Source organism: Burkholderia sp. BCC1988, assembly GCF_905339895.1.
Taxonomy (GTDB): Bacteria; Pseudomonadota; Gammaproteobacteria; order Burkholderiales; family Burkholderiaceae; genus Burkholderia.
Genome location: NZ_CAJPHA010000008.1, coordinates 97,050 through 110,917, shown reverse-complemented (window position 1 = coordinate 110,917; position 13,868 = coordinate 97,050). Strand labels below are relative to the sequence as shown.

16 protein-coding genes are annotated in these 13,868 nt (G+C 69.9%); 10 read left to right on the top strand and 6 right to left on the bottom strand.

Annotated elements, in window-relative coordinates:
* Positions 1 to 146 precede the first annotated feature (146 nt).
* Genes U4012_RS13615 through fghA form a run of 3 tightly spaced genes read left to right on the top strand, consistent with a single transcriptional unit; the run spans position 147 to position 2,704 of the window.
* A complete protein-coding gene (locus U4012_RS13615; RefSeq protein ID WP_321799188.1) occupies positions 147 to 1,598 on the top strand; it encodes a xylulokinase in 1,452 nt (483 codons plus the stop codon).
* Complete coding sequence (locus U4012_RS13610; protein ID WP_321799186.1) at positions 1,577 to 1,840, top strand: hypothetical protein; 264 nt, start codon at positions 1,577 to 1,579, stop codon at positions 1,838 to 1,840. The genes U4012_RS13615 and U4012_RS13610 overlap by 22 nt, the downstream gene beginning before the upstream one ends.
* 15 nt (positions 1,841 to 1,855) lie before the next feature.
* A complete protein-coding gene (gene fghA / locus U4012_RS13605) occupies positions 1,856 to 2,704 on the top strand; it encodes an S-formylglutathione hydrolase (RefSeq protein WP_321799183.1) in 849 nt (282 codons plus the stop codon).
* Positions 2,705 to 2,732: 28 nt separating this feature from the next.
* On the opposite strand, the gene U4012_RS13600 is transcribed toward fghA, so the two are convergent.
* Genes U4012_RS13600 through U4012_RS13575 form a run of 6 tightly spaced genes read right to left on the bottom strand, consistent with a single transcriptional unit; the run spans position 2,733 to position 6,310 of the window.
* Positions 2,733 to 3,011, bottom strand: a complete 279-nt coding sequence (locus U4012_RS13600) for a hypothetical protein (RefSeq protein WP_321799181.1) — start codon at positions 3,009 to 3,011, stop codon at positions 2,733 to 2,735.
* Positions 3,008 to 3,205, bottom strand: a complete 198-nt coding sequence (locus U4012_RS13595; RefSeq protein WP_321799179.1) for a hypothetical protein — start codon at positions 3,203 to 3,205, stop codon at positions 3,008 to 3,010. Before U4012_RS13595 ends, U4012_RS13600 begins: the two co-directional genes overlap by 4 nt.
* Complete coding sequence (locus tag U4012_RS13590) at positions 3,202 to 3,987, bottom strand: metal ABC transporter permease (protein WP_044844479.1); 786 nt, start codon at positions 3,985 to 3,987, stop codon at positions 3,202 to 3,204. Before U4012_RS13590 ends, U4012_RS13595 begins: the two co-directional genes overlap by 4 nt.
* Positions 3,980 to 4,873, bottom strand: coding sequence for an ABC transporter ATP-binding protein (locus U4012_RS13585; protein WP_044844478.1), 894 nt, complete (start codon positions 4,871 to 4,873; stop codon positions 3,980 to 3,982). Before U4012_RS13585 ends, U4012_RS13590 begins: the two co-directional genes overlap by 8 nt.
* Positions 4,874 to 4,886: 13 nt before the next feature.
* Positions 4,887 to 5,801 carry a metal ABC transporter solute-binding protein, Zn/Mn family gene (locus U4012_RS13580; protein WP_044844477.1) on the bottom strand — a complete coding sequence of 305 codons (915 nt, stop codon included), beginning with the start codon at positions 5,799 to 5,801 and terminating at the stop codon, positions 4,887 to 4,889.
* A gap of 47 nt (positions 5,802 to 5,848) precedes the next feature.
* Positions 5,849 to 6,310: a Fur family transcriptional regulator gene (locus tag U4012_RS13575; RefSeq protein WP_014896195.1), complete on the bottom strand. Its 462-nt coding sequence runs from the start codon at positions 6,308 to 6,310 to the stop codon at positions 5,849 to 5,851.
* 328 nt (positions 6,311 to 6,638) lie between these two features.
* On the opposite strand from U4012_RS13575, the gene U4012_RS13570 reads away from it, so the two are divergent.
* The 7 genes from U4012_RS13570 (at position 6,639) to U4012_RS13540 (ending at position 13,822) form a co-directional block, all read left to right on the top strand.
* Positions 6,639 to 7,415, top strand: a complete 777-nt coding sequence (locus U4012_RS13570) for an L-iditol 2-dehydrogenase (protein ID WP_321799173.1) — start codon at positions 6,639 to 6,641, stop codon at positions 7,413 to 7,415.
* A 72-nt stretch (positions 7,416 to 7,487) separates the two neighbouring features.
* The gene (locus U4012_RS13565; RefSeq protein WP_044844545.1) at positions 7,488 to 8,444 is read left to right on the top strand and encodes a sugar kinase; all 957 of its coding nucleotides are present in this window, start codon (positions 7,488 to 7,490) and stop codon (positions 8,442 to 8,444) included.
* The gene (locus U4012_RS13560) at positions 8,432 to 9,784 is read left to right on the top strand and encodes a D-tagatose-bisphosphate aldolase, class II, non-catalytic subunit (RefSeq protein WP_321799171.1); all 1,353 of its coding nucleotides are present in this window, start codon (positions 8,432 to 8,434) and stop codon (positions 9,782 to 9,784) included. Before U4012_RS13565 ends, U4012_RS13560 begins: the two co-directional genes overlap by 13 nt.
* Before the next feature lie 89 nt (positions 9,785 to 9,873).
* Positions 9,874 to 11,199 carry an ABC transporter substrate-binding protein gene (locus U4012_RS13555; protein ID WP_044844474.1) on the top strand — a complete coding sequence of 442 codons (1,326 nt, stop codon included), beginning with the start codon at positions 9,874 to 9,876 and terminating at the stop codon, positions 11,197 to 11,199.
* A gap of 102 nt (positions 11,200 to 11,301) precedes the next feature.
* The gene (locus tag U4012_RS13550) at positions 11,302 to 12,249 is read left to right on the top strand and encodes a sugar ABC transporter permease (RefSeq protein ID WP_321799169.1); all 948 of its coding nucleotides are present in this window, start codon (positions 11,302 to 11,304) and stop codon (positions 12,247 to 12,249) included.
* Positions 12,246 to 13,097, top strand: coding sequence for a carbohydrate ABC transporter permease (locus U4012_RS13545; RefSeq protein WP_044844472.1), 852 nt, complete (start codon positions 12,246 to 12,248; stop codon positions 13,095 to 13,097). The genes U4012_RS13550 and U4012_RS13545 overlap by 4 nt, the downstream gene beginning before the upstream one ends.
* Positions 13,094 to 13,822 carry an HAD family phosphatase gene (locus U4012_RS13540; protein WP_321799167.1) on the top strand — a complete coding sequence of 243 codons (729 nt, stop codon included), beginning with the start codon at positions 13,094 to 13,096 and terminating at the stop codon, positions 13,820 to 13,822. The genes U4012_RS13545 and U4012_RS13540 overlap by 4 nt, the downstream gene beginning before the upstream one ends.
* The last annotated feature ends 46 nt before the right edge of the window (positions 13,823 to 13,868 follow it).

The window sequence follows — 13,868 nt, the reverse complement described above, 5'->3', positions numbered from 1 at the left end:
TGGCGGGCAACGTGCAGCCTGGCGAGGGCGGTCGTGCACGGCCGTGGTTTCGCGTCGCCGCGCGGCCGAAAGCGTCGCAAAAATCGGGGCGCATGGCGCGATCCCGCTATCATCGATATCCGTTCACTCGACTACGCCATCCCGTCATGCGCCTGCTCGGAATCGACCTCGGCACCGGCTCCGTCAAACTCGTCACGCTCGATGCCGATGGCGTCGAGCGCGCGGTCGCGAGCGAACCCTATGCGTTGTCGTCGCCGCAGCCCGGCTGGGCCGAAATCGCGCCCGATGTCTGGTGGCAGGCGCTCGTGCGGGCTGCCGCGCGGCTGCCGGCCGGCGAGCGCGCGCAGGTCGCCGCGATCGGCTTCTCCGGCCAGATGCACGGCGTCGTGCTGATCGACGCGGCCGGGCAGCCGGTGCGGCCCGCGCTGTTGTGGCCCGATACGCGCGCGGTGCGCGAAGCGGACGCGGCGGATTGGCCCGCCGCCGGTTTGCCCGTCGCACCGAATCCCGTCGCGCCCGGCATGGCGGGCCCGCTGTTGCGCTGGCTGGCCGCGCACGAACCGCAGGCGCTGCGGGCCGCACGCTGGGCCGTGCAGCCGAAGGACTGGCTGCGCGTGGCGCTGGGCGGCGAGGTCGTGGCCGATCCGAGCGACGCGTGCGCGACCGCGCTCGCGACGCCGGACGGCGCATGGGATACGGCGCTGATCGAGTCGCTGGGCTTGCCGGCCGACCGGTTCGCGCCGGTGCGGGCGTCAGGCGCGCGCTGCGGCGTGCTCGATGCGAAGGCCGCGGCGGTACTCGGGCTGCCGGCCGGCGTGCCGCTGGCGACGGGGGCGGCCGATACCGCGTGCGCGGCGCTCGGCAGCGGGCTCGTCGCGGCCGGCGACGCGCTGCTGACCACCGGCAGCGGCGGCCAGATCGTCGTGCTCGCGGATGCGCTGCCGCCCGCGCGGCGCGGGCTGCACCGCTATCGCGCGGCAGCCGGCGACGGTTATTACACGATGGCCGCGATGCAGAACGTCGGGCTCGCGCTCGAAGCCGTGCGCGGCTGGCTCGGCTATCCGGGCTGGGCGGATGCGTACGACGACGCGTTCGCGCAGCCGGCGTCCGAGCGGCTGTGCTTCCTGCCGTACCTGACGGGCGAGCGCTCGCCGTGGATGAATCCCGATGCGCGCGGCGGCTGGCTCGGGCTCGGGCTCGGCGACACGCGCGGCACGATGATGCGCGCCGCATTCGAAGGCGTCGCGTTCGCGCTGCGCGCGGGGCTCGATGCGATCCGCGCTGCGAACCAGGCCGATCCGGTGAAGACGCTGCGCCTCGCCGGCGGCGGCTCGGTCGATCCGCGCTGGCGCCAGTTGCTCGCGGATGCGCTCGGCGCGTCGCTGGACGCGGTCGATTGCCCGAACGCCGCGACGCGCGGTGCCGCGCTGCTCGCCGGCGTCGCGATCGGACACTGGCGCGACGACGCGCTGCGCACGCTGGCGCCGGCTGCGTCACCCGTCGCCGCGCCGCGCGACGATCGCGCGCTGGCCGCCCGCCATGCGCGTTTCATCGATCTGTATGCGCGAACGGATGCGTGGTTCACGAGCGGCGTTTAAACTCGGGCACTTGTCCTGGATTGTCCTGTTGCGACAGCGGTGACGCCTCGCGGCAAGCCGACGGCCGTTTCCCGCGCGCGACGGGCAGCGGGATCGGGGATCATGCCGGACACGATACGGCTTCGCCGTGTCGCGCGGCACGGCTCGACCTGATCACACATGCGCTGCCGCGCGAGATGCTCGACGACGGCGTCGACCCGATGAAGAAGGGCGAATCGATTCGCCCGATCGTGCTGTATTGAACGGAAGGGAACCCCATGCTCGAACTCGTTTCTTCGCATGCTTGCCACGGTGGCGAGCAACGCTTCTATCGCCACGATTCGAAGGCGATCGGCCTGCCGATGAAGTTCTCGGTGTACCTGCCGCCGCAGGCGGCGCACGGCCGCGTGCCGGCGCTGTTCTATCTCGCGGGGCTCACCTGCACCGAGGAGACGTTCGCGATCAAGGGCGGCGCGCAGCAGTACGCGGCACAGCACGGCCTCGCGCTCGTGATGCCCGACACGAGCCCGCGCGGCGCGGGTGTGCCGGGCGAGTCGGAGGCGTGGGATTTCGGCGTCGGCGCGGGTTTCTATGTCGACGCGACGCAAGCGCCGTGGTCGACGCATTACCGGATGGAGTCGTACGTGACGGGCGAGCTGCGCGAACTCGTCGCGGCCGAGCTGCCGATCGACGGCGCGCGGCTCGGGATCTTCGGCCACTCGATGGGCGGGCACGGCGCGCTGACGCTCGCGCTGCGTCACCCCGACCTGTACCGGTCGGTGTCGGCGTTCGCGCCGATCGCCGCGCCGACGCGCTGCCCATGGGGCGAGAAGGCGTTCTCGGGTTATCTGGGCGACGATCGCGAAGCGTGGAAACAGCACGACGCAAGCGAGCTCGTCGCGCGCGCGGATGCGCCGAAGTTCGCGGACGGCATTCTCGTCGACCAGGGCCTCGCCGACCAGTTCCTCGCGAACCAGCTGAACCCCGACGTGTTCGAAGCCGCGTGCGAGAAGGCCGGCCAGCCGCTGACGCTGCGCCGCCATGCGGGCTACGACCACGGTTATTACTTCATCTCGACGTTCATCGCCGATCACGTCGCGCATCATGCGCGGGTGCTGGCACGTTAGTGCGATAAACCGGCCGCGCCATCCGCCATCAGCGAGTGGTGCGGCGCTTCCACTTTCGCAGCGTGCGCAAGGCGAGCCAGGTCACCGGTATCACGACCGCAAGCGCTATCAGCAAATGCACGACGATGACGAGATCATCGCCCGACTCGCCGTCCCAGAACCCGGGAACATGCGTGACGAGCCAAGCCCACGCGCGCTCGGGTATCGGTAGTGCGAACGATTCGTGAGTGAGGCACAGCCGTGCAAGCGACACGGATGCCACGAGTACCCACGCGGTCACCGCGGCTCGGTACGCGACTCGCTTCATTTGACGGTAATCGTGCCGTACGCGCGCACGGAGGAGCCGGGGATCGGAACCGGCTTCTGCGCGATCAGCAAGTTTCTCAGTCGCGCGTAATCGATCGTCGATTCGATGGTCACGCATTCCCCGCTGATTCCATGCACGCCTTTGGAGTGCGTGCGACATGCGCGGCGCCCTGTCGAGCGCCCGCTGAACGTCATGTGCGTCGCCGCAACAGGCTCGCCCCATACACGAGCGCGGACAGCGCGGTGATCCAGAAACTCGTCGGCCAGTCGGTGTGATACGCAAGCGCGATCCCGGCCCACGCTTCGAACAGCGCGAACAGCGCGGCGAGCAGCACGCCGGTCGACAGCCGCGTCGACACGTTCTGCGCGGCTGCGGCCGGCCCGACCAGCAGCGTGAACACGAGCAGCACGCCGACGATCTGCGTCGCCGCGGCCACCGCGAGCGCGCACACCGCGAGGAACAGCATCGACACCGTGCGCAGCGACACGCCCTTGGCTTCGGCCAGCTCGGGCTGCAGCGACGCGAACAGCAGCGGCCGCGCGATCAGCGCGAGCGCGACGAGACTCACCGCGCCGATGCCGGCCAGCACCGCGAGCGTATCGTGGCTGACCGCGAGCACGTTGCCGAACAGCAGCGCGGTGACCTGCGTCGCGAACGACGTGTAGAAATGCAGGAACAGCAGCCCGAAGCCGAGCGCGCCCGACAGGATTACGCCGATCGCGACGTCGCGGCCCGCGAGCCGTTCGCCGAGCGCGCCCATCCCGATCCCGGCCGCGAGCGTGAAGCCGACCATCCCCCAGATCGGCGAGATGCCGAGCAGCACCGCGCCGGTCGCGCCGGTGAAGCCGACGTGCGACAGCGCGTGGCCGGCGAAGGTTTGTCCGCGCAGCACCAGGAAGTAGCCGACGATGCCCGCGAGCACCGCGACGATCCCCGACGCGGCGAACGCGTTGATCATGAAGTCGTATTCAAACATCGTGCGAATGCCCGGGATGAGCGTGTCCGTGGTGGTGGTGACCGTGATCGTGACCGCCGCCGCCGTGCGAGTGGCCGTCGTCGTCCTCGTGTTCGTGATCGTGCTTCTCGATTTCGACGTCGCCCGACATCACGAAGATCCTGCCGTTCACGCGCATCACGTCGATCGGCGAGCCGTACAGGCGCGACAGCACGGGTTTCGTGATCACCTCGTCGACGGTGCCGAGCGCCGCGACGCCGTTGCCGAGATACAGCACGCGGTCGAGCGCGTTCAGCAGCGGATTCAGTTCGTGCGCGGAAAACAGCACGGTGATGCCAAGCTCGCGCTGGACGTTGCGCACGAGTTCGACGACGCCGCGCTGGTGGTTCGGGTCGAGGCTGATCAGCGGCTCGTCGAGCAGCAGCAGCTTCGGGCTGCCGAGCAGGCACTGCGCGAGCAGCAGGCGCTGCCGCTCGCCGCCCGACAGTTCCGACAGCGGCCGGCGCGCAAGCGTCGGGCCGCCGACGAGGTCGAGCACGCGGTCGACGTCGCGCCGCGTCGCGGCGTTCGTGTGCGGCAGCCCCCAGCGGTGGCCGTCGGCGGCCATCGCGACGAAGTCGTAGCCGCGCATCCGGCGATTCGCGAGGCCGCTTCTGATCTGCGGCATGTAGCCGATCGACGCGTTGCCGCGCACGACCGGCACGCCGCCGACCGACAGCGTGCCGCCCGTGACGGGCACGAGGCCGAGCACCGCGCGCATCAGCGTCGTCTTGCCCGCGCCGTTCGGCCCGAGCACGCCGACGAATTCGCCGGGTTCGATCGAGAAGCTCACGTCGCGCAGGATCGTGCGTCCGCCCAGTTCGAGCGTGACGCGATCGAGTGCGAGTGCGTGGGGAGTGGCGGTCATGTCGTAGCGTGAATCATTTCTTGCTGGCGGAAAGCGCGGCCGCGAGCGCGTCGAGCTGGCCGGCCATCCATTGCTGGAAGGTCTTGCCAGCCGGCTGCGTCTCGGTGACGCTGACGCTCGGCACGCCGCCGTCGCGCGCGACCTTCAGCAGGCGCTTGGTCATCGGCGCTTCGGCCTGGCTGTTGTAGATCAGCACGCGCACCTGCTTCTTGCGCAGGTCGTTCTCGAACGCGGCGACGTCCTGCGCGCTGGCTTCGGTGTCGTTCATCGTCGCGAGCTGGAAGCGCTGGTTGCGCATGTCGAGGCCGATCGCATCGGACATGTAGCCGAACACCGGCTCGGTGGCCGTCACCGGCACGCCCTTGTACTGCGCGCGCAGCGCGGCGACCTTGTCGTCGATCGGCTTCAGCGACGCGACAAACTTCTGCAGGTTCGCGTCGTAGTCGGCCTTGTTCGCCGGGTCGGCCCGGCCGAGCTCGGCCGCGATCGCGCGCGCCGCGGCCGGCATGGTTGCCGGGTCGTACCACAGGTGCGGGTTGTCGCCGGCCTTCTTGCCGACGAGATCCGCGACGACGATCGTCGCGCGCTTCGCCTGCTTCGATGCGGACAGCAGCTTGGCCATCCACGGATCGTAGTTCGCCCCGTTGTAGATCACGACCTGCGCGTGCTGCAGCGCGCGCGCGGTCTTCGGGCTCGCTTCGAACAGGTGCGGATCCTGGTCGGGACTGCTGAGGATGCTGGTTACCGCGACATGGCGGCCGCCGATCTGCGACGCGACGTCGCCATAGAAATTCTCGGCGGCGACCACGTTGACGGTCGCGGCCTGCGCGAACGCGGGCGCCGCGATCGACAGCGCGGCAGCAGCGGCGGCCAGCAGGCGGGCAAGCGGCAGGGCGCGCCGCGGCGCGCGCTTCAGGGCAATGGACATGAAACTCCTCGTTGGAAGGGGCGGCGGGTGCGCCGCGCGGTGCGGTGTCAGCGTTGCGCGGGCTTGCCCTTGCAGTGCCCGCACAGGCCGTTCAGCTCGACGACCTGATGGTGGACTTCGAACCCGTGCGCGGGCTCGCTCGCGGACAACTGTTTCGCGAGGTCGCTGCCCGGGATCTCGACGGTCTCGCCGCACGAGTCGCAGATCAGGAACTGGCCTTCGTGCGGCACGCCGATCTCGCAGCACGCGAAGAATGCGTTCTTCGATTCGATCCGGTGGATGAAGCCGTGCTCGACGAGGAAATCCAGCGCGCGATAGACGGTCGTGGGCGGCACGCGGCCGCGTTGCGGCTCGAGCTCGGCGAGCAGGTCGTACGCGCCGATCGGGCGCTGCGCGGCCAGCACGCGTTCGTAGACCTGGCGGCGCAGCGGCGTCCACGCGAGCCCGTGCTCGGCGGCGAATGCGTCGGCCCGGGACAGCCGGGCGTCGATGGGCGATGAGGTGGCCATGGCGTGAAGCAGGCAATGAAACGAAGTATCGCGATGATATAACGTATCTCCATGCCGTGCAGCCCGAATTCCTGCCGATGCACGCGCTCCGTCCCCTTCAGCGCCGTTTCAGCCGCGCCGCACCCAGCCCGCTGCGCCTTGCCGGGCGCGGGTCGCCGGCCGGCGCACGGCGCGGCCGTGCCGCAGCGCATCATCGAAAGCCGCCGTGTCGCCTTGACAGCATGAATCGCGTATCCGATCATTCGATCAACAACAGAGCAATTGATCGGCCGGCGAGCGTTCGCTCACCTCGCGGCCTTCGTGCAGCAGAACGAACCGGAGACAACCAGTGAGACTGGCAGACAAGGTCGCGATCCTGACGGGCGCGGCAAGCGGCATCGGCGAAGCGGTCGCGCAACGCTATCTGGACGAGGGCGCGCGCTGCGTGCTGGTCGACGTGAAGCCGCCGAGCGGCTCGCTTGCGCGGCTGATCGAGCAAAATCCCGGCCGGGCGGTGGCCGTTACCGCGGACGTCACGCGCCGCGACGACATTGCGCGCATCGTCGCGACCGCGGTCGAGCGCTTCGGCGGCGTCGACATCCTGTTCAACAACGCGGCGCTGTTCGACATGCGCCCACTCCTCGACGAATCCTGGGACGTGTTCGACCGGCTGTTCGCGGTCAACGTGAAAGGGCTGTTCTTCCTGATGCAGGCGGTCGCGCAGCGGATGGTCGAGCAGGGCCGCGGCGGCAAGATCGTCAACATGTCGTCGCAGGCGGGGCGTCGCGGCGAGGCACTCGTTTCGCACTACTGCGCGACCAAGGCCGCGGTGATCAGCTATACGCAGTCGGCCGCGCTCGCGCTCGCACCGCACCGGATCAACGTGAACGGCATCGCGCCGGGCGTGGTCGACACGCCGATGTGGGAGCAGGTCGATGCGCTATTCGCGCGCTACGAGAACCGGCCGCTCGGCGAAAAGAAGCGGGTCGTAGGCGAAGCCGTGCCGCTCGGCCGGATGGGCGTGCCGGGCGACCTCACGGGCGCTGCGCTGTTCCTCGCGTCGGCCGACGCCGACTACATCACCGCCCAGACGCTGAACGTCGACGGCGGCAACTGGATGAGCTGAAGTGGCGCCGCTCGCACGCTTACCCCTGGCGTTCGTGCCGCGCGCGGCCGCCGCCGCACGAGGACACGCATGATGGCGGAGATCGTGGTTGCCGGCGAACTGCTGGCCGAATTCGTCGCCGCCGAGCGCGGCCAGGGCTTCGACGTGCCGGGCCTGTTCGCGGGCCCGTTCCCGAGCGGCGCGCCGGCGATCTTCGCCGACCAGGCCGCGCGGCTCGGCGTGCGCGTCGCGTATGCGGGCTGCGTCGGCCGCGACGCGTTCGGCGACGCGATCGTCGCGCGGCTCGAGCGGGACGGCGTCGACGTCGCGCGCATCCGTCGCGTCGCACGTCCGACCGGCACCGCGTTCGTCGCGTATCGCGACGACGGTTCGCGCAGCTTCGTGTTCAGCCTGTCGACCAGCGCGGCCGCGTGCGTCGACGCATCGGACGTCGATACATCGATGTTCGACGGCTGCCGCTACTTCCACGTGATGGGCTCGTCGCTGACGAGCGAATCGGCGATCGCGGCGGTCCAGCGCGGCGTGATCGAGGCGGCGCGCGCCGGCGCGAAGGTGTCGTTCGACCCGAACGTGCGGCCCGAGATGCTGAGCTTCCGCCCGATGCGCGCGGCGCTCGACACGCTGCTCGCCGCGTGTCACCTGTTCCTGCCGAGCGAGGCCGACCTGCCGTTCTTCTGCGGGCCGCAGCCGGCCGAGCGCGCGATCGCCGGGCTGCTCGCGACGCATCCGCTGCTCGAACGCGTCGTGCTCAAGCGCGGCGCGGCCGGCAGCGTCGCGTTCGACCGTGCGAGCCGCGTCGACGCGCCGGCTTATCCCGTCGACGAACGCGATCCGACCGGCGCCGGCGACTGCTTCGGCGGCACGCTGGTCGCGAGTCTCGTCGCCGGCCTGCCGATCGACGTCGCACTGCGCCGCGCGAACGCGGCCGGCGCGATCGCGGTCACGCGGCGCGGCCCGATGGAGGGCAACAGCAGCGCGGCCGAGATCGACCGCTTCCTGACCGAACGAGGTGTCGCATGCCCGGCCTGACTTCCACTGTCGAACGCCCGCGCAGCGCGCACGCCGGCGCCGTGCTGCGGATGATCTTCGACGCGAACCGCGCGCAGGCGCAGCGCGGCATCTATTCGGTCTGCAGCGCGCACCGGCTCGTGCTGGAGGCCGCGTGCGAGGCCGCGCGCGCGGACGGCTCGCCGCTCCTGATCGAGGCGACCTGCAACCAGGTGAACCATCTCGGCGGCTACACGGGCATGACGCCCGCCGATTTCCGGCGCGACGTCGATGCGATCGCGCAGCGCTGCGGGCTCGCGCCGTCGGCGCTGGTGCTCGGCGGCGACCATCTGGGACCGAACCCGTGGCGGCACCGCCGCGCGGCCGACGCGATGCGCGAAGCGGCGGCGATGGTCGCCGCGTATGTCGAAGCCGGGTTCGAGAAGATCCACCTCGATGCGAGCATGGCGTGCGCGGACGATCCGGCGCGGCTCGACGACCGGACGATCGCCGCGCGCGCGGCCGGGCTGTGCCGCGCGGCCGAAGACGCGGCGGCGCGCGCCGGCGTCGCGCCCGTCTACGTGATCGGCACCGAGGTGCCGACGCCGGGCGGCGAAGTGGCCGGCGACGCAGCCGGCGATGCGATCGCGCGGATCGCGGTCACGCGCAGCGACAGCATCGCCGCGACGCTCGACGCGCATCGCAGCGCATTCGCGGCGGCCGGGCTCGACGACGCATGGACGCGCGTGGTCGCGATCGTCGCGCAACCGGGCGTCGATTTCGACGATCGCCACGTGCTCGACTACGACAGCGCGAAGGCCGCATCGCTCGGTGCAAGCATCCTGCGCACGCCGCGCCTCGTGTTCGAAGCGCATTCGACCGACTATCAGACCGAAGGCGCGCTCGCCGCGCTCGTGCGCGACCACTTCGCGGTGCTGAAGGTCGGCCCCGCGCTGACCTTCGCGCTGCGCGAGGCGCTGTTCGCGCTCACCTTCATCGAGGACGCGCTGATCGGCGACGGCGCGCAGCGCTCGCAGCTGCGCGACGTGGTCGACGCCGCGATGCGCGCGCAGCCCGAGCACTGGGCGCCGTACTACCGCGGCGACGAGACCGAGCAGCGGCTCGCGCGCCAGTTCAGCTACAGCGACCGGATCCGCTACTACTGGCTGCAGCCGGCCGTCGCGGCGGCGGTCGAGCAGTTGTTCGACAACCTCGCGCGGCAGCCGGTGCCCGAAACGCTCGTCGCGCAGTGGCTGCCGGACGTGTACGCGGCGTGCCGCGCGGGCGGCCTCGCGAAGGAGCCGCGCGCCTGGGTGCGCCACCGGATACGCGACGTGATCGCGCACTATGCGCGCGCGTGCGGGATGCAGCGGCCGGCGTGACGGGCCGCGAAGGAAGTGCAGCAACGCGACACACGCAATACGCAATACGCAACACCGACGACAGTTCGAACAATCACAGGAGACATGCCATGCAACGAAAGATGCTCGATGCCGCCGTACGCTGCTTCGCCGGGGCCGCGCTCGCGACGGCCGCGTGCGCGGCGTCCGCCGGCACGCTGACGATCGCGACGCTGAACAACCCGGACATGATCGAGTTGAAGAAGCTGTCGCCGGCGTTCGAGAAGGCGAACCCTGACATCAAGCTGAACTGGGTGATCCTCGAGGAGAACGTGCTGCGCCAGCGCGCGACCACCGACATCACGACCGGCAGCGGCCAGTTCGACGTGATGGCGATCGGCACCTACGAGACGCCGCAGTGGGGCAAGCGCGGCTGGCTCGCGCCGATCACGGGGCTGCCCGCCGACTACGACCTGAACGACATCGTGAAGACCGCACGCGACAGCCTGTCGTACAACGGCCAGCTGTATGCGCTGCCGTTCTATGTCGAGAGCTCGATGACGTTCTACCGCAAGGACCTGTTCGCGGCGAAGGGGCTCAAGATGCCCGACCAGCCGACCTACGACCAGATCGCCGAGTTCGCGGACAAGCTCACCGACAAGGCGAAGGGCACCTACGGGATCTGCCTGCGCGGCAAGGCGGGCTGGGGCGAGAACATGGCGTACGTGTCGACGGTCGTGAACACGTTCGGCGGGCGCTGGTTCGACGAGAACTGGAACGCGCAGCTCACGTCGCCGGAATGGAAGAAGGCGATCGGCTTCTACGTGAACCTGCTGAAGAAAGACGGCCCGCCGGGGGCGAGCTCGAACGGCTTCAACGAGAACCTGACCCTGACCGCGTCGGGCAAGTGCGCGATGTGGATCGACGCGACGGTCGCGGCCGGGATGCTCTATAACAAACAGCAGTCGCAGGTCGCCGACCGGATCGGCTTCGCCGCCGCGCCGGTCGCCGCCACGCCGAAGGGCTCGCACTGGCTGTGGGCGTGGGCGCTGGCCGTGCCGAAGACGTCGAAGCAGCAGGACGCCGCGCGCAAGTTCATCGCATGGGCGACGTCGAAGCAGTACATCGAGATGGTCGGCAAGGACGAAGGCTGGGCGTCGGTGCCGCCGGGCACCCGCACGTCGACCTACCAGCGCGCCGAGTACAAGGCCGCCGCGCCGTTCTCGGACTTCGTGCTGAAGGCGATCGAGACGGCCGACCCGAACGATCCGTCGCTGAAGAAGGTGCCGTACACGGGCGTGCAGTACGTCGGGATTCCTGAATTCCAGTCGTTCGGCACGGTGGTCGGGCAGGCGATCGCGGGTGCGGTGGCCGGCCAGATGACGGTCGACCAGGCGCTCGCCGCCGGGCAGGCGGCGGCCGACCGTGCGGTCCGGCAGGCCGGCTACAAGAAGTAACGCGGCTGGCACCGTGCGCGCTGCCGCGCACGGTGCGCGTCGCCGATGCAGAAAGGCGGGCCGGCCGTTCGTGCCCGCGTCTCAACCGGAGGGACTCCGATCATGCGTCATTTGCGTCTTCCCCTGAGCCATGCGTCGCCGGTCGGCGACGCATCGTCGCCGCCGGGCGCGCCGCGCCGCGCGCGCGGCGGCGCCAGCTGGCTCGTGTCGCCGTCCGTCGCGGTGCTGCTGCTGTGGATGTCGATCCCGCTCGCGATGACGATCTGGTATTCGTTCTCGCGCTACAACCTGCTGAACCCGGACGTGAAGGGCTTCGCCGGGATCGACAACTACCGCTTCCTCGCGACCGATCCGTCGTTCCTGCCCGCGATCTGGCACACGCTCGTGCTGATCGGCGCGGTGCTCGCGATCACCGTGGTCGGCGGCGTGCTGATGGCCGTGCTGTTCGACCGCAAGTTCTACGGGCAAGGCGTGGCCCGCCTGCTCGCGATCGCGCCGTTCTTCGTGATGCCGACGGTCGCCGCGCTGATCTGGAAGAACATGATCCTGCATCCGGTGTACGGGCTCGTCGCGAACGCGGTGCGCGCGCTCGGGATGACGCCGGTCGACTGGTTCGCCGATTACCCGCTCACCGCCGTGATCATCATCGTCGCGTGGCAGTGGCTGCCGTTCGCGTTCCTGATCCTGTTCACCGCGATCCAGTCGCTCGACCAGGAGCAGAAGGAAGCCGCGCGCATCGACGGCGCGGGCCCGATCGCGATGTTCTTCTACATCACGCTGCCGCACCTGAAGCGCGCGATCGCCGTGGTCGTGATGATGGAGACGATCTTCCTGCTGTCGATCTTCGCGGAGATCTACACGACGACGGGCGGCGGCCCCGGCGATGCGACGACCAACCTGTCGTACCTGATCTATGCGCTCGGCCTGCAGCAGTTCGACGTCGGCCTCGCATCCGCGGGCGGGATCATCGCCGTCGTGGTCGCGAACGTCGTGTCGTTCTTCCTGGTGCGGATGCTCGCGCGCAACCTGAAGGGAGAGTACGAGAAATGAGCGACCTGACTTTGGAAGGCCGGCGCGCGCCGGCTGCATTCGACCTCGTGCGGCGCGCGCTGCCCGGCGCGCTCGCATGGCTGCTCGCGCTGCTGCTGTTCTTCCCGATCTTCTGGATGGCGATCACCGCGTTCAAGACCGAGCAGCAGGCGTACGCGTCGACGCTGTTCTTCATGCCGACGCTCGACAGCTTCCGCGAGGTGTTCGCGCGCAGCAACTACTTCGCGTTCGCGTGGAACTCGGTGCTGATCTCGGCGGGCGTCACGGTGATCTCGCTGCTGCTCGCGGTGCCGGCGGCCTACGCGATGGCGTTCTTCCCGAACCACCGCACGCAGAAGGTGCTGCTGTGGATGCTGTCGACCAAGATGATGCCGTCGGTCGGCGTGCTCGTGCCGATCTACCTGCTGTGGAAGAACGCGGGGCTGCTCGATACCGTGTCGGGCCTCGTGATCGTGTACACGCTGATCAACCTGCCGATCGCGGTGTGGATGACCTTCACGTACTTCAACGAGATCCCGAAGGACATCCTCGAAGCGGGGCGCATCGACGGCGCGTCGACGTGGCAGGAGATCGTCTACCTGCTGATGCCGATGGCGCTGCCGGGGCTCGCGTCCACCGCGCTGCTGCTCGTGATCCTGTCGTGGAACGAGGCGTTCTGGAGCATCAACCTGTCGAGCTCGAACGCCGCGCCGCTCACCGTGTTCATCGCGTCGTACTCGAGCCCCGAGGGGCTGTTCTGGGCGAAGCTGTCCGCGGCTTCCCTGCTCGCGGTCGCGCCGATCCTGATCGTCGGCTGGCTGTCGCAGAAGCAGCTCGTGCGCGGGCTCACGTTCGGGGCGGTCAAATGAGCGCTACCGGCGAAGCTGCTACCGGCGAACGCGCGTTCGGTCACGGGATGAACGTGCTGATCTGCGACTGCGACGGCGTGCTGATCGACAGCGAGGCCGTCGCCGCCGACGTGATCGTGCGCGAGCTCGATGCGCGCTGGCCGGGTGTCGACGCGCGGCCGGCGGTGATGCCGCTGCTCGGGCTGCGCATCGAGCGCGTGCTGGCCGGCGCGGGCGAGGCCGTCGGCCGCACGCTGTCGGCCGGCGACGTCGACGCGATCCGCCGCGCGGTCGAGGCGGCGGCCGTCAACGCGCCGATGGTCGACGGCATCGACAAGGCCCTCGCGGCGCTCAACCTGACGACCGCGTGCGCGAGCAACAGCTACCGCGCGTACGTCGAGGCGGCGCTCGCGCGCACCGGCCTCGCGCGCTTCTTCGGCGACCGGCTGTTCTGCGCGGACGCCGTGGCGAGGCCGAAGCCGGCGCCCGACGTGTATCTCGCGGCCGCGCGTGCGCTCGGCGCGGTGCCCGCGCAATGCCTCGTCGTCGAGGACAGCGTGACCGGCATCACCGCGGCCGCCGCGGCCGGCATGACCGTGCTCGGCTTCGTCGGCGGCGGGCACGCGTCGGCCGCGCAGATCGACGCGTTGCGAGGGATCGGCGCGCGTCACGTATTCGACGACATGCACGAGCTGCCCGGCTACGTCGCGCGCTGGCAGGCGACCGGCGCGGTGCTGCCGGGCTAGCAACCAGGAACGAATGCGCGCCGCCTTCAACGCGGCGCATCACGAA